The sequence below is a fragment of the Pseudomonas sp. BIC9C genome (assembly GCF_034541995.1).
Taxonomy (GTDB): domain Bacteria; phylum Pseudomonadota; class Gammaproteobacteria; order Pseudomonadales; family Pseudomonadaceae; genus Aquipseudomonas; species Aquipseudomonas fluorescens_CC.
Genome location: NZ_JAWDGM010000006.1, coordinates 76,404 through 102,419 on the forward strand (window position 1 = coordinate 76,404; position 26,016 = coordinate 102,419).

General features: G+C 60.5%; 17 protein-coding genes. 3 read left to right on the top strand and 14 right to left on the bottom strand.

From position 1 onward, the window contains the following. Nucleotides 1-88: 88 nt before the first annotated feature. The 11 genes from RS887_RS24045 to glgA form a co-directional block, all read right to left on the bottom strand. Nucleotides 89-2,872 carry an RHS repeat-associated core domain-containing protein gene (locus tag RS887_RS24045; RefSeq protein ID WP_322617349.1) on the bottom strand — a complete coding sequence of 928 codons (2,784 nt, stop codon included), beginning with the start codon at nucleotides 2,870-2,872 and terminating at the stop codon, nucleotides 89-91. A gap of 82 nt (nucleotides 2,873-2,954) precedes the next feature. Further along, nucleotides 2,955-4,022 carry an autotransporter outer membrane beta-barrel domain-containing protein gene (locus RS887_RS24050; protein ID WP_322617350.1) on the bottom strand — a complete coding sequence of 356 codons (1,068 nt, stop codon included), beginning with the start codon at nucleotides 4,020-4,022 and terminating at the stop codon, nucleotides 2,955-2,957. Between the two features lie 299 nt (nucleotides 4,023-4,321). After that, the gene (locus RS887_RS24055) at nucleotides 4,322-6,919 is read right to left on the bottom strand and encodes an autotransporter outer membrane beta-barrel domain-containing protein (protein WP_322617351.1); all 2,598 of its coding nucleotides are present in this window, start codon (nucleotides 6,917-6,919) and stop codon (nucleotides 4,322-4,324) included. A gap of 273 nt (nucleotides 6,920-7,192) precedes the next feature. Further along, nucleotides 7,193-7,957 carry an endonuclease/exonuclease/phosphatase family protein gene (locus RS887_RS24060; protein ID WP_322617352.1) on the bottom strand — a complete coding sequence of 255 codons (765 nt, stop codon included), beginning with the start codon at nucleotides 7,955-7,957 and terminating at the stop codon, nucleotides 7,193-7,195. A gap of 114 nt (nucleotides 7,958-8,071) precedes the next feature. Then, the gene (locus RS887_RS24065; protein WP_322617353.1) at nucleotides 8,072-8,830 is read right to left on the bottom strand and encodes a PIG-L family deacetylase; all 759 of its coding nucleotides are present in this window, start codon (nucleotides 8,828-8,830) and stop codon (nucleotides 8,072-8,074) included. A 216-nt stretch (nucleotides 8,831-9,046) separates the two neighbouring features. Then, nucleotides 9,047-11,209, bottom strand: coding sequence for a glycogen debranching protein GlgX (gene glgX / locus RS887_RS24070; RefSeq protein WP_322617354.1), 2,163 nt, complete (start codon nucleotides 11,207-11,209; stop codon nucleotides 9,047-9,049). Between the two features lie 229 nt (nucleotides 11,210-11,438). Further along, the gene (locus RS887_RS24075; protein ID WP_322617355.1) at nucleotides 11,439-11,774 is read right to left on the bottom strand and encodes a DUF2934 domain-containing protein; all 336 of its coding nucleotides are present in this window, start codon (nucleotides 11,772-11,774) and stop codon (nucleotides 11,439-11,441) included. A gap of 21 nt (nucleotides 11,775-11,795) precedes the next feature. Continuing rightward, complete coding sequence (locus RS887_RS24080; RefSeq protein ID WP_322617356.1) at nucleotides 11,796-14,591, bottom strand: malto-oligosyltrehalose synthase; 2,796 nt, start codon at nucleotides 14,589-14,591, stop codon at nucleotides 11,796-11,798. Beyond that, the gene (gene malQ / locus RS887_RS24085; protein WP_322617357.1) at nucleotides 14,588-16,666 is read right to left on the bottom strand and encodes a 4-alpha-glucanotransferase; all 2,079 of its coding nucleotides are present in this window, start codon (nucleotides 16,664-16,666) and stop codon (nucleotides 14,588-14,590) included. The genes RS887_RS24080 and malQ overlap by 4 nt, the downstream gene beginning before the upstream one ends. Next, a complete protein-coding gene (treZ, locus tag RS887_RS24090) occupies nucleotides 16,663-18,459 on the bottom strand; it encodes a malto-oligosyltrehalose trehalohydrolase (protein WP_322617358.1) in 1,797 nt (598 codons plus the stop codon). The genes malQ and treZ overlap by 4 nt, the downstream gene beginning before the upstream one ends. A gap of 12 nt (nucleotides 18,460-18,471) precedes the next feature. Further along, the gene (glgA, locus tag RS887_RS24095; protein ID WP_322617359.1) at nucleotides 18,472-20,055 is read right to left on the bottom strand and encodes a glycogen synthase GlgA; all 1,584 of its coding nucleotides are present in this window, start codon (nucleotides 20,053-20,055) and stop codon (nucleotides 18,472-18,474) included. A 558-nt stretch (nucleotides 20,056-20,613) separates the two neighbouring features. On the opposite strand from glgA, the gene RS887_RS24100 reads away from it, so the two are divergent. After that, entirely contained in the window at nucleotides 20,614-21,426 is an 813-nt protein-coding gene (locus RS887_RS24100) for a crotonase/enoyl-CoA hydratase family protein (RefSeq protein ID WP_322617360.1), read from the top strand. Nucleotides 21,427-21,432: 6 nt separating this feature from the next. Then, complete coding sequence (nudC, locus tag RS887_RS24105; RefSeq protein WP_322617361.1) at nucleotides 21,433-22,263, top strand: NAD(+) diphosphatase; 831 nt, start codon at nucleotides 21,433-21,435, stop codon at nucleotides 22,261-22,263. Here the strand turns inward: nudC and RS887_RS24110 are convergent. The 3 genes from RS887_RS24110 to RS887_RS24120 form a co-directional block, all read right to left on the bottom strand. Then, complete coding sequence (locus RS887_RS24110) at nucleotides 22,231-23,010, bottom strand: TSUP family transporter (RefSeq protein ID WP_322617362.1); 780 nt, start codon at nucleotides 23,008-23,010, stop codon at nucleotides 22,231-22,233. The genes nudC and RS887_RS24110 overlap by 33 nt on opposite strands. 198 nt (nucleotides 23,011-23,208) lie before the next feature. Continuing rightward, on the bottom strand, nucleotides 23,209-23,685 hold the full coding sequence (locus RS887_RS24115) for a nuclear transport factor 2 family protein (RefSeq protein ID WP_322617363.1): 477 nt from the start codon (nucleotides 23,683-23,685) through the stop codon (nucleotides 23,209-23,211). 56 nt (nucleotides 23,686-23,741) lie between these two features. Next, complete coding sequence (locus RS887_RS24120; protein WP_322617364.1) at nucleotides 23,742-24,305, bottom strand: TetR/AcrR family transcriptional regulator; 564 nt, start codon at nucleotides 24,303-24,305, stop codon at nucleotides 23,742-23,744. Nucleotides 24,306-24,521: 216 nt separating this feature from the next. On the opposite strand from RS887_RS24120, the gene pssA reads away from it, so the two are divergent. After that, complete coding sequence (gene pssA / locus RS887_RS24125; RefSeq protein ID WP_322617365.1) at nucleotides 24,522-25,865, top strand: CDP-diacylglycerol--serine O-phosphatidyltransferase; 1,344 nt, start codon at nucleotides 24,522-24,524, stop codon at nucleotides 25,863-25,865. Nucleotides 25,866-26,016 lie beyond the last annotated feature (151 nt).

The following is a 26,016-nucleotide window of genomic DNA, read 5'->3' on the forward strand; positions in this document are numbered from 1 at the left end:
TGATTTATAGGGAGGCACCTCGCTGAGTTTTTTGGACATTGGTTGGGGTGTGGCGAATTCAATCATATCGTCAGCGATTGATGTTGACTCACACAAATATGTGCTGATGTGTAGCGATTGTTCTATCGCTCAGTGTGGCGATCATTTCACTCCATGTGTCGGCATTACCTGTCGAAACTAGCTCTCTGAATTCTCTGTCATTGGAGTATTTATTCAGTGCGGATGGCATGTCGGGTTCGTTGGACGCGTCAATGAAGTCATCTTCGTCCCTAATTCCTACAGTTAGTTTGTATTTACCCTCCAGCCAATCGAAAGCCCTGAGTTGGGCGTTGAATGTCTCGGAGGTCGAGTCGTCGTTGATGTAATAAAAATCTCTAGTATTCAAGTCGTCAGAAATATGCGTGTACTCATGAATGAGTGTGTTGGAAAAGTATCCTCTTGGGTGTTTTAGTGAGATGGAATTGATGTAGATGTTTTTTAGTGTTGAATGATTATAAACAAAAGCATAACTTGGCGAGCTATGTCCAGCTTTAGGTTGAGTAATCTCTACAGCAACTATTCGTTGGGAGTTGTGGCCGTATTGCCTGCTGAATGCATAGAGTGACTTGAGCTTCTCTAACAAAGGCTCCGGTGGTGCGGCTTTCCCCATGAAATCACTGATAATTCCTGAATAGGTGCCATCATCTTCGTTGTTTACAATTTTTTCCACAGCCTTGATGGCGTTGGCTATTTTAATTCTTGCGTCATCTAAGCCGGTTTTTATTTTGTCGGCGAATTCTGGGTTGTACTTCGTTATGGCTGTCATGCCTCGGGCTCTTATCGGCAGGTTACGCTCGATCTGGCGCCGTTCAGCTCGATCTTCTTTCGTAATAAGCCCATTATTATCCAAAAATGTAATCGGGTTGTTTTTCGTCATTCGATATAAATTCGCTCCATCCACATACCCCGCAGGATCCGGATTAATCCACCGCTGCAACCACGGCGCGTAATACCTGAACCCGTAATAATAAAGCCCCGTCGCATCCCGCTCCTTGCCCGAATACCGCACGGTCTTGTACCTGGCTTCTATGGCCGAGCGGGCCGCGAAACAAGCCGTACCGCCAAACGGGTAATACCATTCCTGGCTGATCAGGTCGGCGTTCTGGTCCAGTTCCAGTGCGCTGGATTTCAGGTGGTCATTGAGGCTGTAGCGCACTTGGTCGTTGGCCATGTCATCCGGCTTCTGGTTGACCCAATGCAGCACCTGCACGCTGTTGCTACCGGCGCTGGCACTGATCACGTGAAGGATTTCGCCGGTGCCGCCATGACTGCGGATTTCCACGCCGGGCAGGTAGCGCACTTCACTGATCAGTGTGCGGGCGTTGGTCTGCTTAGAGCGCAGTTTGCGCACCCGTTGCCCGCCGCCGTCGTAGAGGTAGCGCTCATAGTCATCATTGCCATCGTCGCGGACCACAGGGCGCACGCTGGACAGTTGATTGCGCAGGTCCCAGTCGAGCGACTGGCCCGCTTGCAACTCACGCAAATTCCCGTTGGCATCGAAACCGGTGGCCAGTTCCTCTTCCGTCGGCGGTCGGCCATTGCGTTCGGGCAGGCAACGGTTGCTGTATTGGGCACGGGTCAAGGTGCGGCCATGGGCCTGAGAGCCGACATGCACCAAATCCAGGAGATTGCCCCCCGCATCGTAATGAAAGGTCTGGGTGTACCGGGCGACCCGGTTGGGGTCGAGGGGCAAGGGTTGCAGGTCGGGCAGGGCAGGACCGTCATGGCCGGTCCTTGCCTCCCATCCAGTGGCTTCGATCAATTGATCGAGGGTGTCGTAGCGGTAGGTCTTGATCGGTTCGATGCGCTGGTTGTTGAAGTAGCGGATCGGTTGGGCGGCATCTTCCAGGCTCAGTACGTTGCCGACCGCGTCGTAGCTATATTTCAGGTCCTGCAGCGGTGTGCCGTTGGCCTTGTGTGCGCTCAGGCCGATGAGGTGGCCATCCGCCGGATCGTAGCGGTGGCGGGTGACGACGCCGTTGCCGGCGGTTTCCGACTCGATCTGACCGGAGGCGCTGTAGTGCAAATCGCTGACCAGCGTCAGCTCTTTTTGATCGTCGCCGGCCAAGGTCAGGTGCGTGTCCTTCAATTCGCTGGCGACGGTATAGGCGAAACGTTGACGATTGCCCAGTGCATCGATTTGCCGGAGTAATTCACCGCTGGCGGCATAGTGCAGCGCGGTGGTGGCGCCCCCGACAGCTTCGAGCAACGCATCGCGAGCAGGCACGCTGTCGGGCCAATTCACGGGATCGGTCTCGCGCAAAAAATGCCGGGTCTGTTGCAGCACGGCGCCAGCAATGCCAAGTTCGCGCAGGTGCAAGGTGCCGGCCGGGTCGTCATGGCGAATCAGTTGACCACAGAGATTGTGTGAGGCCGCGTCGGCATCGACTCCCGCATACGTGAAACGCTCGAGGACGTGCTCGGCGACATCCTCGCCACGTTCATGTACGGCCAGCGGCCGCAGCAGTTCATCGAACTCAGTCCGGGAGTGGCTGCCACGGCCGTCCCAAGCCTCGACGCGTTGCCCGGCAGCACTGTGCAACGCCACTCGCCAACCCGCGTCCACGCTGTCACTCGACAAGGGTGCACCAGACAGGCTGTACACCTGGCTCAAGTTGGCCGGCACCGACGCATCGTTCTGTGCCAGGGCAAACAGATACGGATCCCGACTGGCCACCGCCCGGCCGGCGGTATCGAACCGTTGATGCGTCACCCGCGCCTCAACCGGATCAGCTGCTAGCCGCCGATGGTATTGAATGGTCCTGACCGCCAAGCCACGCGGATCTGAAACCGCAAGGTTCGGTGTGCCGTGGTGCGCAGAATTCAATGGCATGAGTGATGGTCTCGATCAGAGTGACCTGCCATCACAATGCATCACCCGCAGAGCCGTGGATACTGTAAGAAATACCAGTTTTTCACCAGCGCATCCGCACACCAAGGCTGCCGATCAAACCGTTCAGGTCATTGTCATCCACGTCACTGCTGTAATCGGCGCTGACGTAAAAACTCACGGTCGGCGTGACCCTGGCGACCAGGCCCAGGCCCAGTTCGACGGTCGAGGAACTGCGGCTGCTGCTGATCTTGTCGACCTGATCGAGTGTCACGGTACTGCCGCTATATACCGTGTGCCACAAGTTGGTCCGCACGTAAGGTTCGACCGGCAGGCCGTTGATGTCGTAACTGCCTTTCAAGTGCGCGCCGACCCGGCCACTCCACGAAATCAGATCAGTGGAAGCCGCGTTGCCGGAACCGCCATAAGGGGTGTCCAGGCTGATGCGCTGATTGATCAATTGTGCCTGGGGTTCAATCACCCAGTTTTCGCCAAGGTCGATGGGGAAGCCACCTTCCACCGACAGCGTCACCGCGCTGCCCTCGGTGGCTCTTCGGGTCCCTTGCTCGTTGCGGCTGAAGCCGCTGACCCGGCCACCGCTGGCGGTCAGGTCGACGTGCCAGCCTTGTGGTCCGGTCAGGCTCCAGTAGGCGCCGAGGCTTTGCCCCTGGAGGTTGAGCGTGTCGCTATTGGAGTCGGACATTACCGGGGTTATTTGCGCGCCGTTGTTGTTGAGATGGAACTGACTCGTACCGCCGACCAGCCCGACCCTCTGCGTATGGCCACTGGCGCTTTGCAGCGTGAGGATCGCCGGGCCTTTGAATTCGTGGTTGCCGGGAACGGCCAGCTTCAGGGAAAGGAAATCGGCTTGTGCCTGGCGAGAAGGTTGGCCGTAGAGTTGGTCCCAGGCCGTGGGCGCGGCGTCTTCGGTGGTCAGGTTCGAACTTCGCAGATCGGGATGAGCGCTGAACTGACCGGGGTACGTTACTGCAAGGGTAGACAGACTAAGCGTCGGGATGTCCTGGCGATACCACGGCGTTGTTTCTTGTTCGGCAGGGGCGGCTTGTATTTCCAGGGAGGAACACAACAGGATTGAACTCGACACGGTGCAAAAAGTGACTTTGATCTCTTCTGAGGTGAGTGAAGTTTTCATGGCGGTCTACCTTGCAGTCGCATGCGGTATCTCGCTCTGGCGTCTCTCCTACCCCGAATGAGGGACGACCGAATGGAATAGGGCTCGCCACGGGCTGCCCGTTTTTACGGGAGCCCGAGGCTGATCCTGATGGTAATTCCGGGGGGTAGTAACTGAGTCAAGAAGACCGGAACGATCACGTCAAGAAGACGGCCGATAAGTGGTAAAGGTTTAAGTGCCTGATTTATGGCGTGCATCTAAGTTCTTGTTTGTTCGACGGATCGTCAAAAAAACTCTCGGGACAGAGTGGTTTTCGACCCTCACCACTTCACCCGGACCCCCGCGTTACCGAATGTTCCCCGTTGCTGGTTGCTGTCGATATTGCTGCTGTAGTCGACACTGGCATACACACTGACGGATGCCGCGACGCTCAGCACCATCCCGATACCGAGGTCGGCGGACGAGGTTCGTTGTTGGGTTTCGACCTGATCGACATGATCAAAGGTGACGGTGTCGGTACCGGTGAAGGTGTGCCAGATGTTGGCCCGCAGATAGGGTTCCAGCGGCCGGCCACTGACCTCGTAGCGACCCTTGAGGCGAGCGCCGACGCGACCTGTCCAGGCGCTGTCGGAATCGAACGAGACATGGGAGATGCCGTCGTCCTGACTGTCGAGTTTGACCTTCTGGTAAATCGCCTGGGCCTGGGGTTCAACCACCCAGTTGCCGGCCACTGCGATCGGGTATCCGACCTCTGCCGATAACGTCGTGACGTGACCCTCACTGTCGATCTTCAGGCCGCTTTGCGAATGGTTGTCACCGTTGAGCCAGGTGTACATGGCCACGGTATCGAGATAGGCGCCGGCAGGATCGGTCAGGGTCCAGTAAACGCCAAGACTGTCGCCTTGCAATTCCACCTTGCCGGAGCGTTTGCCTTCGAAGCCCTCGTTGAAACCGTCGACATCACCGTGCAGGCGGCTGTGGCCGACAAAGAAACCACTGCGCTGGGTTTGTCCACTCGCCAGCTGCGAACTGAACAGGTCATTGCCGACCTGGAAGCCATTGAGCGAGCCGTCCAGTTTTGGCGTGACGGTGCCGGCCCAGGTCTGCTCGAGATTCTTGCCGTAGACCCGGCCCCAACCAGCGCCCAAGGCCCCGGTTTCTGTCAGCAGGCGCTGATCGCCTTGACGGTCATGGAACGTGCCCAACGCTGTCAGGCTCAATTGTGCTGCGGCTGGCGGCACCACCGACCAGGCAGGCACCGCTTCGCGATACAGGGGGATCGGGGCCGCGCCTGGTACAGCGGCCGGTAACACCGGGGCTACGACCGTCACGACTTCTTCAGCCCCATTAACCGTGGAGGTCATAACCACCGGCGCGGCCACCGGCACTGCGACGATGGGCTCCAGCGTCGGCGGCAAGGCGGGATCAGGGTTGGCGACCGCGACCAATGGCGGCGCCACCACCGATGAACGCAGGTACCAACTGTTTTCGCTACCCGGTGTAATGCCGCCTTTGAACAGGCGGTAATCAAAGGCACCGACCGACACCGGGGCTTTAAGGGTGAACGCGGTGTTGTCGCTGACGGCCGTGCCTTGGGCCTGGACCAACTGGATGCCGTTCTGCTGCGTCAGTGCGCCTACGCCACCGATGTTGCTGAGCGTAATCAGGGTGTTGCCGGTCAGCGTCCCATTGTTCACCACCAGTTTGTCGCCGGGGGAGCTGTCATCGCCCACTGCGCTTTGCAATAGCAACTGACCGCCGTTACCCACGTAATTACCCTCGACAGTCAGGGTGTCATTGGTGCTCGAGTTACCACGGGTGAGATCGATGACCCCGCTGTTGTTCAAGGTTGCGAGCCGGCCCGCGGTCAATGGCGTAATGCTGCCTTGCACCGAGGTCAGCGCACTGCTGCTGTCGATACTGAATACGCCCGTGCCGCTGGTGCTGTCCCCCAGTTGAAAGTTGCTATCCAGATCGAAGCGCGAGCCGTTTTCCAGATTGACGGTTTCCCAGTTGATGTACCGGGTGGCGCCCGATGAGGTGGTGTGATCGAAGGTCAGCAGATCGTTGCCGATACCGCCATCGATGCTCGGGGTGAGCGCGAGGGTGCTTTCGGTCAGATTGCGCAAGGCGGCGCGGTCGTGGCCCGCCTGCAGGAGGATTGGCGAGCGGATGATCCCGCCGCCGTCCCAGACCAGGGTGTCATCGCCGTTGCCGGTGCGGATCTCGCCAACGATTTCCCCACCCGTGACCGTGATACTGTCGTTGCCGTTGCTGACACTGATATTGCCGCCGATTCGGCCGCCGGAAACGATGATGATGTCGGTACCCAAACCCGTCACCAGATTGCCGAGGATCTGCCCGGCGGACATCTCGAAAATATTGTTGTCGAGTTTCATGTCGACGCGGCCAATGGTGCCACCGGTCATTTTGGCGACGTCGCCATCTTCGAAGGCGCCGACGATGGTGCCTGCAGTCATCAGGAAGGTGTCGCGGCCGTCCCCTTGGGCCAGGGACTGAAGGGAGCCGCCCGACATGACGAAGTGATCGATGCCATTGTCCTGGCTGACCGCACCGGTGACTTGCCCGGCGCTGATCGTAAAGCTGTCCGCCCCGTCGCCCAGATCCACGGCGCCGGCCACGATGCCGGAAGCCATGTTCACCGTGTCGGCGCCGGCGCCGAAGGTCACGTTGCCGTTGATCCTGCCGCTGCCATTGGCGGGGAAGGTCAGGGTGTTATTGCCTGCCAAATCGCTCAGCGGCCCACTGGTGGCACTGTCGCAGACAAAATTGTCGTTACCGGCGGTGGGGATGAGTGTGCAGGCGGCGTACACAGGTTGGGACCAGTTCGCACACAACCAGATCGAGAACAGGCAGACGCCATGACGGTACTTGGACAGATCTGTCGAAAACTCCATGTTGCCTCCGCGACGGGATCAACTTCCGTTCCCTGGGCCGTCATGAGTGGCCAGGAAACTGACGTATTCGGCAGCGCGAGTTGCAAGATGGCGTCGGGAAAACCAACGCCCCGTGAATACCTTCAGCAACCAAGGCGCTACGCGAGTAGTACAAGCCCCTACAGGAGTCTGTCAGGGCATTACCAACGTAGCAGTCACTAATGCACCATGGCTACTGTCAGAAATAACAGGTGGGGGACGATTTTTCGGTACTTGGCACCGAATGGCCGCGATTCAGAGATGCACTTCCACCGCCAACGGCAAATGGTCGGAAAGGTGCGTCCACGGCTTGTGCCCGAGTATTTTCGGCTCATGGCTGCTGGCATTGCGCAGGTAGACACGATCAAGTCGCAACAAGGGAAACCGCGCGGGGTAGGTTTTGGCCGGACGCCCAAGGTGGCGTTCGAAAGCTTCGTGCAAGTCATCGCGCCGGACCAAGGCCGCATTGCCTTGCATCTGCCAGTCGTTGAAGTCGCCGGCAATGATGACCGGCGCCTGCTCAGGCAGGGACTCAAGGAGCTGACAGAGCAACTGCATTTGCAGCTGACGATGGCTTTCCAGCAGGCTGAGGTGCACGCAGATGGCGTGGACTTCGCTATGCCCCGGCACGTCCAGCACGCAGTGCAGCAAGCCGCGACGTTCCGGACCGGTGATGGAAACATCCAGGTTACGGTACTCGCGGATCGGGTACTTCGACAGCAGGGCGTTGCCATGATGACCGTCGGGATAGACGGCGTTGCGCCCATAGGCGAAGTCGCTCCACATGCTGTCGGCAAGGAATTCATATTGCGAGGTTTGCGGCCAATCGTTGTAGCGGGAGGAGTGGCGGTCGTGCTCGCCGACGACCTCTTGCAGAAACACCAGGTCTGCTGACGTACTGCGCACCGCTTCACGCAACTCGGGGAGGATGAAGCGCCGGTTGAGTGCGGTAAATCCCTTGTGGGTGTTGACCGTCAGTACGCGAAGCCGATGAATCGCGGGGGGCGTGTTCAATGGCATTGATTCGGCTACCTGCGGTTTTGAATGACTGGCCACATGCACTCCTCTGATTCAGGGCTGCTTATGTATGCGACTGATGCGACTGCAGGCAGTTCAGTCTGATGGGCTGCGTTTTCAAACCAGCACAATTTCATAAGGCAAACGGATACGCTCCAGCAGCGTCCGGGGCAGTAACGGCGCAAGGCCGATGGCCGGTTCGCCGTCGAGCTGGCTGGCGTAGGCGTGGATGGCGTGGCTCTTGCGGGCGACGGTCCAGGTGTCGAGGCGCACCTTGCGGGCACGATGCCAGGGGATCAGCTCCCGGTCCCGTGCCGGCCAGTGCCAGGCCCAGAGCGGTACGTCGTTATAGGTTGCCCCTGCGCTGGCCGCCGCCCAGGCGCTGGCGCGGCCAACAGTGTCGTGGTCGGCGTTGCCGTCCTCGCGCCAGGTGCTGAACACCACATCACCGGGGCGCAGGTAACGCGCGATGAATCGGGCGATCTGTTCTTCGTGTTCCACCAGGGCGTTGTCGGTAAACCCGCCACGTATCCACTTCAGGCTGTGCATCGGCAATCCGAGTCGGCGTATGGCTTCGACGCTTTCCTGGGGACGGAATACACTGAGGCGTTTTTCCGACCATTGCACAGAGCCCGGATGGCTGGCGCTGCCGTCGGTGATCGAGATCAATTGCAGTGGGTGGCCCAGGTTGCTGAGCAATTGCAGCAGGCCGCCGCAGGTCACGACTTCATCGCCGGGGTGCGGAGCAATGAGCACCGCGCGTGCGCCAGTGGGTACCAGTGATTGGGCGCTGATGACCGGAATGCTGTCCAGTTGCGGGGCACTGTTCCAGATCTGTGATGGCAAGCTGGTTTCACTGACGGAAACGGATTTCATGGGCATTACGTCCTTGTTCTGCTTTGCCTTCAGTCGTGCGCGATCCAGACCCGGCAGACCCGTGAGGGCTCGTTGAAAACAATGTGCGCCAAGCCAAACCCTGGATTGCCGCGCATCGAGTATTGCTCATGTAACGCTATTCGTCGCATCGCGAACCTGAGCAATATGATTTTTCCGCTCTACGGCAGTAGCGCCGTGAATTCCTGAACCTTGTCGTTACTCTTCATCCTCATGCTGCAACTCGAACAGTAGCAACGAGCGGCCGGTGACCGAGTACTCGTGGCCAAACTCGAAGCGCTCCTGGCCGCGAATCGACGGCTGGTTGGTGTCGATCATGCAGGTCCAGAAACCACCGTCAGGCACTTGTGGTAGCCGGAAATTGACGATGTCGTGATGCGCGTTGACCACCAGCATCAACGTCGCGTCGGCGCCTTTGCGGCGAATGCCGGTTTCCTGGGCGCGACCATCGAGCAGCATGCCCAGGCATCGATTATGCGCGTCGTGCCAATGCTCGGTGGTCATTTCCTTACCGTCCGGCGCCAGCCAGGTCACGTCCTTGACGCCGATGTCCTCGTTGTAATTACCCACCAGAAAACGCCCACGGCGCAGGATCGGATACGTCAGGCGCAACTTGATCAGGCGTTTGACGAACTTGAGCAGGGTCTTGCCGTCTTCGCTGAGGTCCCAGTTGACCCAGCCGATCTCGCTGTCCTGGCAGTACGCATTGTTGTTGCCGTCCTGGGTGCGAGCGAACTCGTCGCCGGCCACCAGCATCGGCGTGCCCTGGGCCAGCAGCAGGGTGGCGAAGAAATTGCGCATCTGCCGATGACGCAGCGCGTTGATCTCGGGGTCGTCGGTGGGGCCTTCGACGCCGTGGTTCCAGGACAGGTTGTTGTTGCTGCCGTCCTGATTGTTTTCGTCGTTGGCTTCGTTGTGCTTGTCGTTGTACGACACCAGGTCATTGAGGGTGAAGCCGTCATGGGCGGTGACGAAGTTCACCGATGAGTAGGGTCGGCGGCCACGTTGATTGAACATCTCGCCGGAAGCCGTCAGGCGGCTGGCAAAGTCCGCCAGTTGCCCGTCGTCGCCTTTCCAGAAGGCGCGCACGGTGTCGCGGAATTTGTCGTTCCACTCGACCCAGCCCGGCGGAAAATTGCCGACCTGATAACCGCCGGGGCCGCAGTCCCATGGTTCGGCGATCAGTTTGACCTGGCGCAATACCGGGTCCTGGCGGCAGGCCACCAGGAAACTGTGGCGTTCGTCGAAGCCATCGTGATAGCGCCCCAGAATGGTCGCCAGGTCGAAGCGGAAACCGTCCACATGCATTTCCGAAGCCCAGTAGCGCAAGGAGTCGGTCACCATTTGCAGCACGCACGGGTGGCTCAGGTCCAGGGTGTTGCCGGTACCGGAATCGTTGATATAGAAGCGCTTGTCATCCGGCTTCAGGCGGTAGTAGGAGGCGTTGTCGATGCCGCGCATGGACAGGGTCGGGCCTTGTTCGTTGCCCTCGGCGGTGTGGTTGTAGACCACGTCGAGGATCACCTCCAGATTGGCTTCGTGCAGGTGCGCGACCATTTCCTTGAATTCGGCAATCTTGCCACTGGCCAGGTAACGCGGGTCGGGGGCGAAGAACGCAATGCTGTTGTAGCCCCAATAATTGGTCATGCCCTTGTGCAGCAAATGCTGGTCGTTGACGAACGCGTGGATTGGCAGCAACTCCACGGTCGACACGCCGAGCTTGCGGATGTGCTCCATCACGTCGTCGACCATCAACCCGGCAAAGGTACCGCGCACGTTTTCGGGAACCGAAGGATGACGCATGGTGAAGCCGCGCACATGGGTTTCATAAATGATCGTCTTGTCCCACGGCACGCTGACGCGGTGGTCGTGGCCCCAGGTGTGCGCGGGGTCGATGACCTTGCATTTGGGCACGAAGGGCGCACTGTCCCGTTCATCGAAACTGAGGTCGGCGTCGGGGTGGCCAATGGTGTAGCCGAACAGCGCTTCGGACCATTTCAGCTTGCCGACCAGTTGTTTGGCGTAGGGGTCGATCAACAGTTTGTTGGGGTTGAAACGATGGCCGTTGGCCGGGTCGTACGGACCGTAGACGCGATAGCCATAAATCAGCCCGGGATGCGCATCGGGCAAGTAGCCGTGATAGATCTCGTCGGTGTATTCGGGCAGCTCGATGCGTTCAAGCTCCACTTCGCCGGTGTCGTCGAACAGGCACAGTTCAACTCGGGTGGCGTGGGCGGAAAACAGGGCGAAGTTGACTCCCAGTCCGTCCCAGGTGGCACCCAGCGGGAAGGGCAGCCCTTCACGGATTCGTGTCGCTTCGGCACGAGGGGCTGGCGCGGCGGCTTTCTTCGGACTGGTCATAGGTACTCCTGTAAACGGGGGTTACCTGTGGGAGCGAGCTTGCTCCGGGCGGCGTTCCGACGAAAACGGTGTGTCAGGTAACATCAATGCTGGAAGTGATGGCCCCTTCGCGGGCAAGCCCGCTCCCACAGGGACCTGTGAGTTGCCACAGATTGCAGCCACACCATCAAACACTGTGGGAGCGGGTCTGCCCTGGGCGGCGTTCCGACGAAGGGGCCTCAAGACATATTCAAACCGCGGGCGGTTTTCGCGCCGCCCGGGGCTTTTTCTCGACGGCCTTTTCTCCTGGCGGGATCATCTTTGAAGCCGCCGCCGGTTTGGCTTTGGTTTTCGGTGCGGCGGTCTTGCCGTTGAGTGTCTTGTCAGGGCCAGGTTTTGCGTCGCCGGTTTTCTTCGGCGCTGCCTTGCTGGCGGCGACCTTCGGAGACTTTTTCGGGGCCAGGGCTTCGGATTCTGCCAGCTTGCGCGCCATTTCCCAGTGGCGGGCTTCCTGACCTTCGGGTTTTCCTTCGGACTCCCAGATCTGATAGGCGAATTCGCGGATGCGTTTTTCGTCGGTACTCATCGCAATGCTCCTGAACTGAACTCAAGTGTGGGTAATTTGAATAATGAGATTGACCGGGAAATCCCCCAGCGCGGCGCTGATCAGCAGCTCCCTGTGTTTTGTGACTGTGATGCCGGAAAAAAGTCCCTTCAGATGTTCCTCGGGGACGGTGAACGGCAACTTGACCCGGGTATCGCCCCACAGCGGCGCATGGACCTGTGGTTCGGCACCGTTTTCCAGCAGTTCGGAACAGCGTATCGGCACAATCACGATGGCGCGTTTGCCCTCCCGTTCACGGATAAAGCCCAGCACTCGATGGGCCTCGCTGCCCACCACTTCCAGGGCCTGGTAAGTGCCTCGCCGAAACAGCTCGGCATGCTCGGCCCGCAGGCCCAGTGTGCGTGCAATCAAGGCCTGCTTGATGCGCCCGTCACGCCAGTTCGCCAGCAGGTCAGTCAGATCCGCAGGTTGCTGTATCGCCCGCTGGCGACGGGTGTAATCCACCGGTCGACGGTTGTCCGGATCGACCAGGCTGAAGTCCCAGAAATCGTTGCCCTGATAAAGGTCCGGCACGCCGGGTACGGTCATGCGCAGCAAGGTTTGCGCCAAACCGTTGAGCGCCCCGGGGATGGCAATCGAGCGGGCAGCCTTGGCGAGGGCCGCACGCAACAGCTCACCTTCGGGGCTGAGCAGCAAGCGCTGGATAAAGTCTTCGGTCGCTTGCTCGTAAGCGTCATTGGGGACGCTCCAGCTGCTTTGCAGTTTGGCTTCGCGCAAGGCCTTGCGTTGCCACTGCCAGAGGCGTTTTGCGTAGGCCTCGAGCGCTGGCCGATGATCGATATCGAGGTCCAGCGGCCAACTGCCGAGGATCGTTTGATACAGGATCAGTTCGTCGCCCGCCGACGGCGCTTGATCGTCATTGCGCAATGGCCGGGCGAGGGTGCGCCACAGGCCGATCTGCCCGGCGTACCAGTGGCTGCGTTCGCTCAACACCGCCAGCCGCGCGCGTGAATCTTCGCCACGCTTGTGGTCGTGGGTGGCGCTGGCCAGCAGATTGTCCGGGAAGGTGTCGAGACGCTCGATACAGGCCTGATGAAAATCGGCAACCGGGGCACTGAACTGCTCGGTGTTGAACCCCACGTCATTGCGCGAGAGCAGGACGGCCGAACGATAGAACGCGGTGTCTTCCACCGCTTTCGCCGCGGCCGGCGAGGTCAGTTGCTGGAAGCGTACGCAGGCGTGCTTGAGGCGCTTGCGCTGACGACCGGCCGGGCGTTGCCGCCAGGGTTCACCGCCGAGCCAGCCGGCCAGGCAGTCGAGCACCGGCCAGTCTGCCTCGCCCAGGGTTTGACGGGCGCCGTCCATGGCCCGCTGAAAAAACACCTCGTCCCGGGCTGATCGGCCGAGGGGGCTGATGTAGGTGCGGTACACCGGGAAGTGCACGATCAGCGCCTGCAATGCCCGGCGAATGGCGCCGAGGGTCAGGTCGCGGGTCATGAGATTGTCCCGGGCCACTTGCAGCAGGGCCTGGGCGACGCTTTCGAAATCCCCGGCCAGGGAAGTGCTGAGGATTTGCTGGCGGGCCAGCTGTGTTTCCCGGTCGAAATCGGCGGGCCGCTCGCTGTGACGATGCCAGAGTTCGGCCAGTGTCTGCGCGCCCTGTGGATCATGTTGCAGCAGTGACAACTGGTTCATGAATTCGTAACCGGTGGTGCCATCCACCGACCAGTCGCGATGCAGGTTTTCGCCTTCGCCGAGGATCTTTTCGACATGGATGGTCAGGTGACGACCCGCGGACAGACTGTCGACCCGCCGCCGCAGCTTTCGGCAGTAGCCCCGCGGGTCGGCAAGGCCGTCGATGTGGTCGATGCGCAATCCGTCGATCAGCCCCTCAGCCACCAATTGGAAGATCTTTGCGTGGGTGGCTTCGAACACGGCGGGACGCTCGACACGCAGTCCGCCGAGTTCATTGATATCAAAGAAGCGTCGCCAGTTGATGTCATCGGCGGCAGTGCGCCAGCTGGCGAGGCGATAGCTCTGGCGTTCCAGCAGGCTGTGCAGGCGCTGGAAGCCTTCGCCGGTCACTGAGTCGTAGTTTTTCAGGTGCCGGTCAATGGCCTGGGCAATGGCCGGATCGCTGACCAGATCGCGCAGTTCTGCTTTCAGCGCGATGGCCAGGCTGTGGGCGTCGCTCTGGTAGCTCAGGGTGCTGAAGCGATTGGCCAGGGATCTGAGTTGTTCGGCCTGTTGCGTATCGAGCGGTGCATCGGTCTTGAGCAGCTCCCCGTAATCGCAGGGGCAAACGGGAAAGCGGTGTTCGTAGTGCTCGACATGAAAGGTGCCGTGCCAGGCATCGAATCGCAAGGGCAGGGTGCCGTCTTGCAACGCGACGCCGTAATCGCTGCCCAGAAATGGCAGGAGCAACTGGCCTTCCATCAGCGGATCGGCAGAGTGCCACTGGATATCGAAAAACTCGCCGTAGGGGCTCAGGCGCCCCCACTCCAGCAAATCCAGCCACCAGGGATTATCACTGCCACCGACCGCCATGTGGTTGGAGACGATGTCGAGGATCAAGCCCATGTTCTGCCCGTGCAAGGCACTGACCAGGCAGCGCAGCGCCGCTTCGCCGCCCAGCTCCGGGTTGACCCGGGTCGGGTCGACCACGTCATAGCCATGCATGGACCCGGCACGGGCGCGCAACAGCGGGGAGGCGTAGACATGGCTGATGCCGAGGCGGGCGAAATAGGGCACCAGGGGCACCGCGTCTTCCAGGGTGAAGCCTTTATGAAATTGCAGGCGCAATGTGGCGCGCAGCGGTCGGGTCGGCACGTCAATCATCGATCACGCTCAGCCGCCTGAAGTCGCGCACAGGCGAGCAGTTCCAGGCGCCGCGCAGCATCCGCCCCATCGAGCAAGGCTTCGCTGTAACCGGGCAAGCGCCGCGACCAGTTTGGGTGCGTGTCGATGGTGCCCGGCAAGTTGGCCTGTTGTTCGACGCCAAGGGCATCTTCCAGCGGCAGCAACACCAAGGGTGCCCGGGTGTGGCCGAGAAAACGCACGCTGGCATCCAGCACCTGGTCGGTTTCGTGGGATTCCTCGCGAAAGTTCTGCGGGTCCTGGCTCAACGCCCGCCGCAGGCCTTCACGCTCGCGCTCGCGGTGCTGGCGCCATTCGATTTCACCGCTGGCATCGACCATGCCGAGCCGGGCGTTCCAGTCGATGTCCCGGCCATGCCACCAGCCGTTGAGGGTGGGCAGGTCATGGGTGCTGGTGGTCGCCAGGGCATTGTCTGGCCAGTCGAGGATTGGCTTGAAGTGAGTGTTGTCCTGCTCGAACAGCAATACCCGCATGCCGAGCATGGAGCGGGCGATGAGTTTTTCCCGCAAGCCGTCCGGCACGGTGCCGAGGTCTTCGCCAAGGACGATGGCCTGGTGACGATGGGATTCGAGGGTCAACAGACGCAGCAGGTCGTCCACCGGGTAGTACAGGTAAGCGCCGTCGGCCGGTGGCGAGCCGTTGGGGATCACCCACAAACGCTGCAGCCCCATGACGTGATCGATGCGCAAGCCACCGCAATGGGCGAAATTGGCCCGCAGCATTTCGATGAAGGCACGGAAACCATTGCGTACCAGGCCTTCAGGGGAGAATGCGGAAATTCCCCAGCCCTGGCCACTGCGGTTGAGAATGTCCGGTGGCGCACCGACGGTCAGGGCGGCGAGCAGTTCGTCCTGACGGCTCCAGGCCTGGCTGCCGCCGCCATCGGCACCGACGGCCAGATCGGCGATCAGGCCGATACTCATGCCACTGGCGCGGGCGGCGGCTTGCGCACGCTCCAGGCAGCGAGTGATCAGCCACTGACAGAAAGCAAAGAAGCCAATGCGCCCGGCATTCTCTTCGGCAAATGCCGCCACTTCGGCGCTGCGCGGGTTGCGCCAGGGTTCGGGCCACTGCCGCCAGTCGAGGTGTTCACCGCGAGCAGCGCGAGCTTCCTGGATGGCTTCGAAGCGGCAATGGTTTTCCAGCGCTTCGCCGGCAGCGTGACGAAAACTGCTGAAGTCTTCATGCAACGGGTGTTCATCCTGGACGAAGCCTTCATACAGTGCCTGCAACAATCGATGCTTGGCTTTGGCGGCTGCCGGCCAGTCAATCAGTGGGCGTTCTTCCAGCGCCTTGAATTCAATGGCCAGCCCGGTTGCATCAATGGCGGTACGCAGTGCGTGTTCGCCGAGAAGGGTGCCGGGGGCGCAGTAAAGGCTGTTGAGAAACAAACGGCTGGACGGGGAGTACGGGCTGTAGCGTTGTGTGTCACTGGAAAACATCGCATGCAACGGGCTGATCGCCAAGGCCTCGGCGCCACGTTCACCGGCGACCCGGGCGAGGTCCTCCAGCGCCTGGGTGTCACCAAACCCGCCATCGCCGGGGCGGCGCAATCCATACAACTGCACGCTCAGGCCCCACGCACGGGGGATTGGGTTATCCACGGCATCGGCCACGCTGTAGCAACGGGCCGGGGCCACCGCCAGGGTGAAGGTTTGTCCGTCGATGCTGACCTGTTGATAGCCGACCGGTACCAGCCCCGGCAGCACCGAGTTGGCGTCCAGCTTCAGGTTGAGCCGTGAACCGTCCTCGAGGTGGATTTCGCAAGGGGTTTCGGGCTCGAAGTAACGCGCCAGGTCCAGGCCGCCCCCCTCATCGGCGGTCATCAATGGTGGCAAGCGGTGTGTTTGTTGCACCGCCTGCAACTCCAGCAGGCTGGCGTCGATTTCCTGGGCACTGCCAGCCGGGTGGCCCAGGCCGGTCAGCACGTTGCGCAACACTGAAGGCGCGACTTTTTGCGGGCGGCCGTTGGCGTCGATCCAGTCGACCGCGAGGCCGGCACGGCTGGCCAGAATTTCCAGTTGCGCATCACTCATGGACGCTCTCCATACGGGGTAGCAAAGGGGGCTGCTGCGGCGAGGCTGACGAGCGCGCAATACGGAGCAAGGGTGCCCTGTTCCAGCAGGTCGGCGCTTTCTGGTGGGTATTCGAACAACCGCGCGGCACCGGTCTGTGCGGTGTGGACTACGGACCTGTCGCCGAGGTTCAGGTCAATACGCAGTTGGCTGCCATCACCCAAGCGCCAGGATGCACTCACCGCGCCTTCGCCCAGCACGTCGGTGCCCAGTGCCTGGGTGCCCGGCAGGCGCGGCATGATGAGCCGATGGCGGATCTGCAAGAGTCGGCAATACAGATCGTGCATCTCTGAATGACCAGTGGATGGCAGGACCGGGCGCGACGCTGCAAATGTCTGCGGATCATTCGGGTCCGGAATGTGTTCGCGTTGACGCGGGTCGGCAAACGCGCTGAACGCGGCGAACTCGCTACGCCGGCCATCGCGCACCCGCTTTGCCAATTCGCCATGATGGCTGGTGAAATACAGGAAGGGTTGTTCGACGGCGAACTCGTCACCCATGAACAGCAGTGGAATCATCGGCGACAACAGCAGCAATACCGTGGCGGCACGCAGCGCTTGCGGGTGGGCGAGTTGATGCAGGCGTTCGCCGAAGGCCCGGTTGCCGATCTGGTCATGGTTTTGCAAGAACAGGATGAATGCGCCGGGCGGCAAATGCCCGCTGGGTTCACCGCGCGCCACACCATGGCGGTTGAGATCACCTTGGAACACGAAACCCTGGCTCAGGCAGCGCGCCAGTTGCTCGGTGGGGTTTTGCGCGTAATCGGCGTAATAGGCGTCGGTTTCGCCGGTCAGCAACACATGCAGGGCATTGTGGCCGTCATCGTTCCACTGCGCGTCGTAACCCTGTTCGAGCAGGCTGGCCTGGTTGTGTTCGTTCTCGATCATCAGCCAGACATGCCGCGCCGGCCCCGTCTGCTGGCGCACCCGTTGCGCCAGTTCCTGGAGGAAATCCGGGTCTTCGATGGCGTGCACCGCGTCCAGGCGCAAACCGTCAAAACGGTATTCCAGCAGCCACATCAACGCGTTTTCGATGAAGAAGTCCCGTACTTCGCGACGGCGCAAGTCGATGGCTGCGCCCCACGGCGTGTGTTTGTCCTGGCGAAAAAAGTCCTTGGCGTAACGATGCAGGTAATTGCCGTCCGGGCCGAAGTGGTTGTAGACCACGTCGAGGATCACCGCCAGGCCGTGGCCGTGGGCGGTGTCGATCAGGTGTTTGAGCTGCTCGGGTGAGCCGTATGAAGCCTGTGGCGCGTAGGGCAGGACGCCGTCATAACCCCAATTGCGCTCACCGGGAAACTGCGCGATGGGCATCAGTTCGATCGCGGTGACGCCCAGTTCGACCAGGCGTGCCAGATGCTGCTCGACGGCACTGAAGCCGCCGAGCGCACCGACATGCAATTCGTAGATCACCGCTTGGTTCCACGGTCGTCCCGGCCAGGTACTGTGTTGCCACGCATAGGCCAGCGGATCGACCACCACGCTGTGTCGGTCAATATCGCCAGCCTGGGCGCGGGAGGCCGGGTCGGGCACCTCCAGCTCGCCATCGATGCTGTAGCGGTACCGCGTACCTGCCGGGCATCGGGTGTTGCTCACGAACCAGCCGTCGGCCTGGGGCAGCAACGGCAAGGACTGTCCATTTTCCAGTTCGACACTGACGTAAAACGCATCTGGCGCCCACAACGCGAATCGCGTGTGCTCTGCGTCCAGCATGATTGCGCCGTGGGGCCAGGTCTCAAGGGTCCGTAACGGCATCTTGAAAGCCTCTTACTGTTTGTTCGATTTCCCCAACGCTTTCGCCACTAGCTGTTCGTAAAGCTCGGCGTAGGGTTCGACCGCCTTGCACCAGTTGAACGGCGCTGCCATGGCCCGGCATCGCATGGCGTGCAGCAGGTCGGGGAAGGCAAACACCTTGAACGCGCGGCTCAGGGCTTCCTGGTAGCTTTGCACCGTGGATTCATCGAACAGGAACCCGGTCACGCCGTTTTCGATGGTGTCGGCCAGGCCACCGGTATTGCGAGCCACCGGCAACGAGCCGAAGCGCTGGGCGTACATCTGGCTCAGGCCGCAGGGTTCGTAACGCGAAGGCATCAGCAGGAAGTCGCTGCCAGCGAACATGCGCCGGGCATCGGTTTCGTTAAAGCCAATACGCACGCCGATCTGCCCGGGGAAGCGCAGGGCCAGTTCGCGCATCGACTGTTCTTCTTCGGGCTCGCCACGGCCGATGATCGCGATCTGGCCGCCGGATTTGACGATGTATTCGGAGACTGCTTCCGTCAGGTCCAGGCCTTTCTGGTAGACCAGGCGCGACACCACGGCGAACAGCGGCCCCTCGGAGTCTTGCAGGCCGAACAGCTCGCGGACATGGGCGGCGTTCACGGCCTTGCCATCCCAGTCGCCGATGCTGAACGGGCAGAACAGGTGCGGATCAGTCGCCGCATCCCAGCTTTCATCGATGCCGTTGGGTATCCCGCTGAGCAGGCCTTGCTGGGTCTTGGCGGCGAGAAAGCCGTCGAGACCGCAACCGAAATCCGGGGTAGTGATTTCCTGGGCGTAGGTCGCGCTGACGGTGGTGATGTGGCTCGAATAGGCCATGCCGGCCTTGAGGAACGACATCTTGCCGTAGAACTCCATGCCTTCCTGTTGCAGCGCGTGATGGGGAATGCCCAGTTCGGGGCACGAGCCCAGGCTGGTCACGCCTTGATACGCCAGGTTGTGAATGGTGAACAGCGTCGGCGTGCGCTGCCCACGCCAGTGCATGTAGGCCGGGGCCAGGCCGGCGGGCCAGTCGTGGGCGTGCACCAGGTCCGGGCACCAGTGGATTTGTGCGAGGTTGGCGGCAATATCGGCTGCCGCCAGGCCCAGACGGGCGAAACGGATATGGTTGTCCGGCCAGTCGCGGCCGTTGTTGGCGCCGTAGGGCGAACCTTCGCGCTCGTAGAGTTCGGGGCAGATCAACACGTAAATGACCAGACCATCAGGCATGTCCATGCGCCCGATCTTGCACGGTGGCAACGCAGCATGACCGCCCAGCTCACCGATGATATGAATGGGGTTCTCGCTGTGCAGCACCTGCGGGTAACCCGGGATCAACACCCGCACATCATGCAGGTGGGCCATGGCCCGAGGCAGCGCTGCGGAAACGTCGCCCAGGCCACCGGTTTTCACCAGGTCGGCAATTTCCGAGGTAACGAACAACACTTTTTTACGGTTCGGATTCTGGTTGGCTGCCGGGGTCAGCGTCCTGGTGCCAGGAACGCTGATGGGGTGGGTACTTGCGGCAGTTACGGCGCTCGATTCGCCGACCTGATGAGCACGCTCTCCCTGTATTTCCAAAGCCGTACCGATCATATGAATCTCCCGTGTTGTTGATCTAATTCTTAGGTCTGGCAAACGGTGTTTCATGGCCAATTCCGCTGGCCGGGCGCAATCGCGCTACGCATCAGTGAGCAAGCGCTGCCCGATGCGTCGAAGCAAAAGGGGTGAACGGGCCGTTGCAAGGATTGCACCAGTCGCAACGCACCTTCTTGTCAGAGGACCGATCGGGACTGGAAAAAGTTTCGACTATTTTTCCACTTTGTGACCGATCGGTCTCGTCTCGAGAAAATGAGTCTAGGCCAGAACTTAGAGCGGTAAAGGGCAGATGGCAAAATTGTTCGACAATCGGTTTGTAGCGGTACGGACGTGCCTGATCGAGGTGCAAACGCCCCGACGAAGTGCATGTTTTTTTGCATTTTGGCCTCAAGAAGTCACCGGGCAGTCATATAAATGTGCGCCGTGAACGAGTGGCTGCGCACCGTTGTGGTGCGTGCCGTGAGTCCCGCATTTGGCTGAACCACTGCCTTACTGCCCGCCTTGATGCCTTGTTATAGTTCGGGCCTCATTTTTGCCCGCAAAAGGATCACTGGCATGTCTCAGTACAGCGCGTTCAACGTCGAACTGGTCGATAAAATCGCCCATGTGCAGATCAACCGCCCGGAGAAGATCAACTCGATGAACGCTGCGTTCTGGAGCGAGATCGTCGAGATCTTCCAGTGGATCGACGACACCGATGAAGTGCGCGTGGTGGTCCTCAGCGGGGCAGGCAAGCATTTCTCCTCGGGGATCGACCTGATGATGCTGGCCGGCGTGGCCAATGAGCTGGGCAAGGACGTCGGCCGCAATGCGCGCCTGTTGCGACGCAAGATTCTCACCTTGCAAGCGTCGTTCAATGCGGTCGATAACTGCCGCAAACCGGTGCTCGCGGCCATACAGGGTTACTGCCTGGGTGGCGCCATCGACCTGATTGCCGCGTGCGACATGCGTTATGCCGCCGCAGATGCACAGTTTTCAATCAAGGAAATCGACATCGGCATGGCCGCCGACGTCGGCACATTGCAACGCTTGCCGCGAATCATCGGTGACGGCATGCTGCGTGAACTGGCTTACACTGGTCGCACCTTTGGCGCCGACGAAGCGCGGGGCATGGGCCTGGTCAATCGCGTCTACAGCGACAACGCCAGTCTGCTCGACGGCGTCATGGGCATTGCCCGCGAAATCGCCGGCAAGTCGCCGATCGCCGTCACCGGCACCAAAGAGATGATCAGCTACATGCGCGACCATCGCATCGATGACGGTCTCGAATACATCGCCACCTGGAACGCCGCCATGCTGCAATCCACCGATCTGCGCGTGGCCATGGCCGCCCATATGAGCAAACAGAAACCCGAATTTCTGGATTGATTAACCATGACTCCTCGCTGGACCACTGCAGTACTGGACACTGATCAACCTGGCGGCTGGGCCGTCGCGCGCAGCCCCGAGGGCTTTCTGTTCGATGACAATGGCGCCTTGTTTGCGCGCGAATGGTTAAAGCGTCAGGACCTGTCGATTCTCGCCGAGCATGGCATCGGTCATCTCGACGGCGAGCCGGTCTATCTGCTGGAGTTGCGCAGTCACAGCGAGGTACCGGGCTGCAACTGGAAAGGCCTGCGGGCGTTCATGCTGGAAGGCGATCACACGCTCTACAAGGTGCTCGGTTACGCCGCACAGATCGGCACCTGGGCCCGCGAGCACCGTTTTTGCGGCAATTGCGGGCAGGCGACCCATCAGGTGGTGAGTGAACGGGCGATGTACTGCGAACCGTGTGACTTGCGCTATTACCCGCGCATTTCACCGAGCATGATCGTGCTGGTGACCCGCGGCGACGAGATTCTGCTGGGACGTTCGCCGCGTTTCGTGCCGGGTGTCTACAGCACCCTGGCCGGGTTTGCCGAGCCGGGCGAGTCGGCCGAGGACTGTCTGATTCGCGAGGTTCGCGAAGAGGTGAGCATCGAGGTCAGGAACATCCAGTACATGGGCAGCCAGTGCTGGCCGTTCCCGCACTCGATGATGCTCGGCTTTCATGCCGAATACGCCGGTGGCGAGATCGTCTGTCAGGAAGACGAGATCGAGGATGCCCAGTGGTTCAACGTGCACGAGTTGCCGCCGTTGCCGGCGTCACGCTCGATAGCCCGTTACCTGATCGACGTCTATGTGGCGCGGCGTTTAGGTCACGCTGAACCAGTGTTGCCAGGCTAGGCGCACGGTCAGGCCCAGCACCACGGTGATGAACACCGGACGAATGAATTTCGCGCCGCCGCTGATGGCGGTGCGGGCGCCGAAGAACGCGCCGACCATCAACGACGAGCCCATGCACAGGCCGATGATCCAGTCCACCTGGCCGGAAAAGATGAAGATCGACAGCGCCGCCGCGTTGCTGACGAAGTTCATGCTGCGCGCCACTCCGCTGGCCTTCACCAGGTCGATGGGGTACAGCAGCAGGCTGCTCACGGTCCAGAACGCGCCCGTGCCGGGTCCTGCCACGCCGTCATAGAAGCCGAGGCTGAAGCCTTGGGTCGACTGCCACGTTTTCTTGATCGGTGCATCGCTGTCCGTTGGCGCTGTCGGCGTACCGCCAAACAATAGATAGACACCGCAAGCGAAGACGATCACCGGCAGCATTTTGTTCAGCCATTCCGCCGGCAGGTAATGCGCGACCACGGCACCGGTCAGCGCGCCGACCAGGGTACCGACGATGGCGTGCACCCATTGCGCAGGGTGGAACAGCTTGCGGCGGTAGAAGGTGAAACTGGCAATCGCCGAGCCGAAGGTCGAACTGAGCTTGTTGGTGCCCAGCACCAGATGCGGCGGCAGGCCGGCGGTCAACAGGGCCGGGGTGGTCAACAGACCACCGCCACCGGCAATGGCGTCGATGAAACCGGCAACAAAAGCGACAAGGGCCAGGATGGCCAGGGTGGAGAGGTCAACACTGAGTTCGAAAGGCATGGGATCGGCTTATTCGGCGGGTGCAGAAAGGGCTGCAGGGAAGGGCCGGTATGTTACCGGCCTGAACGCCACAAAACCATTGTGGGAGCGGGCTTGCTCGCGAAAGCGGTGTGTCAGCCAGCATTGATGCTGGATCTGAAGACCCCTTCGCGAGCAAGTCGGATCGCCGCACCGCCGCTCCCACATTTTGCTCAGTGTTTACAGACCCAGATCCGACAGGCTCGGGTGATCGTCAGGACGGCGCCCCAGCGGCCAGTGGAACTTGCGCTCGCTTTCCTTGATCGGCATGTCGTTGATGCAGGCGAAGCGGCGGGCCATCAGGCCGTCCTCGTTGAACTCCCAGTTTTCGTTGCCGTAGGAGCGGAACCAGTTGCCCGAGTCGTCGTGCCATTCGTAGGCATAACGCACGGCGATGCGGTTGTCGGTAAAGGCCCACAGCTCCTTGATCAGTCGATAGTTCAGCTCCTTGGCCCATTTACGGGTCAGGAAGCCTTTGGCTTCTTCGCGGTTGTGGGCGAACTCGGCGCGATTGCGCCATTGGGTGTCCAGGGTGTAGGCCAGGGACACGCGCTCTGGGTCGCGGGAGTTCCAGCCGTCTTCAGCCAGGCGAACTTTTTCAATGGCCGATTCACGGGTGAAAGGGGGTAATGGCGGACGAACTTCGGCATTAGACATTTCAAGTCTCCGTATCAAGTTAAAGTTCAAACATCATGTCGAGCTTGATTAAGTTGCTACAGGCCCAATAACTTTCGCGCCATGCATTGCGCATTATCGGCGGCACTGTGATCACCCATTACAAGCGCCACGGTAATGGCACCATCGATCAGGATCAGCAGCTGTCTGGCCAGCATCTGCGGATCCTCGGCACCCTGTTCGGTACACAACTCGCACACGTAGTCGAGCAGCTTCTGTTTATGTTCTTTCGCGACCAGGCGCACCGGGTCTTGCGGGTCGCCGGTTTCGCCACTGGTGTTGATGAAGGCGCAACCGCGGAAGCCTTCGCAGGCGAACCACGATTTGAGTACGGTAAACAGGTTGAGCAGTCGCTCAGCCGGGGTTTCGGCCTGGCCGACTTCCTCGCGGTACCAGTGCATCCAGCGCTGGTCGCGGCGTTGCAGGGCGGCCACCACCAGTTCGTCCTTGTTGGCGAAGTAGCGGTAAATGCTTTTTCTGGAGACGCCGGCGGTTTTCACCAGAAGATCCATGCCAGTGGCAGCTATGCCACTTTTGTAGATCAACTTTTCGGTGACATCCAGAATGATGTCGCGTGTATCATTGCTAGTGATTTCGTTCATGTGGCTAACAGTAGAACGATCGTTCTCCATGGTCAATTGATATTTTTGCGGTGCCTGATAAATGGTCTTCGCGAGCAAGCCCGCTCCCACATTGAAATGCATTCCTCTGTGGGAGCGGGCTTGCTCGCGAAGGGGCCTTAACAGACAGTAACAAGACCCGAAGCTAGCGATGGTGTAAGCTCTCGGGTTCTTCGGATTCGACCCATTGCGAGCCCTATGCCGTCGCTTTTCAAACGTTCCCTGCTGCCCAAACTGCGCAGTTTTCCGCTGACAGCCGATGCCGTCAGCATCCTTTCCGGCGCTGCCGAATTCCGTCGTTGCCTGCTGGAGAAAATCGCCAGCGCGACCCGGCGCATTTACATCGTTGCGCTGTACCTGCAACAGGATGAAGCCGGCCAGGAAATCCTCGATGCCTTGCACGCGGCCAAACTGGCGCGTCCGGAACTGGACGTGGTGCTGGTCGTCGACTGGCTGCGCGCCCAGCGCGGCCTGATCGGTGCAGGCAAGCAACCGGGCAACTCCGCCTGGTATCAGGAAATGACCCGCACCCATGCCAGCGAAGTGCCGATCTACGGTGTCCCGGTACAAACCCGCGAACTGTTCGGTGTGTTGCACCTCAAAGGCTTCGTGATCGATGACTGTGTGATCTACAGCGGCGCGAGCCTGAACAACGTCTATCTGCAAAAGTTCGACAAGTACCGCTACGACCGCTATCACCTGCTGCACAATCGCGAACTGGCCGATTCGATGCAGCACCTGGTGCAGCACGGCCTGGTGGCCTCGAAAGCGGTGCACCGCCTCGACCTGCCGAACCTGCCGACCACCCGCAGCCTGCGCAATGACATCGGCGACCTGCGCAGCCGTCTCAAGCACGCGGCGTACGACACCACGCGGGGCACCACCGACAGGGCGGGTCTGTCTGTCAGCCCGTTGCTCGGCGTCGGCAAGAACAATCCGCTGAACCGGGTGATCTGCGAACTGATTGCCAGCGCCCGGCAGCAACTGACCATTTGCACACCGTACTTCAACCTGCCGCTGGCGATCATCCGCGAGATCAACCGTGCGCTGGCCCGTGGAGTGAAGATCGATATTGTGGTCGGCGACAAGACGGCCAATGACTTCTACATCCCGCCGAGCGAACCGTTCCGGGTCATTTCGGCGCTGCCGTACCTGTACGAAATCAGCCTGCGCCGGTTTGCCAAGCGCCATCAGCGCAACATCGACAGCGGTCAGTTGAACCTGCACCTGTGGCGTGATGGCGACAACTCCTATCACCTCAAGGGCATGTGGATCGATCAGCGCTATACCTTGCTGACCGGCAACAACCTCAACCCGCGGGCGTTTCGACTCGACCTGGAAAACGCCTTGTTGATCGATGATCCACACGGCGAGTGGCTGGAGCCGCGTCGCAACGAGTTGACAGAGATCTTCCAGCACACCCGTCGTATCGAGCACTTCCAGAACCTGGAAACCCTCGCCGAATACCCGATGGGCGTCGCCAAGTTCCTCAAGCGCGTGAGTCGCGTGCGAATCGAGCGATTGCTCTACCGCATTCTGTAAACCCGGTGGGGCTCAGAAAAGCAATCGCGAGCAAGCTCGCTCCCACAGGGTTTGGTGTCGGCGACAATGTTGTGTTCGACCCAGATCCACTGTGGGAGCGACGGTGCGGCGATCCGACTTGCTCGCGATGAGGACCTTGCCGGCGCTGTAA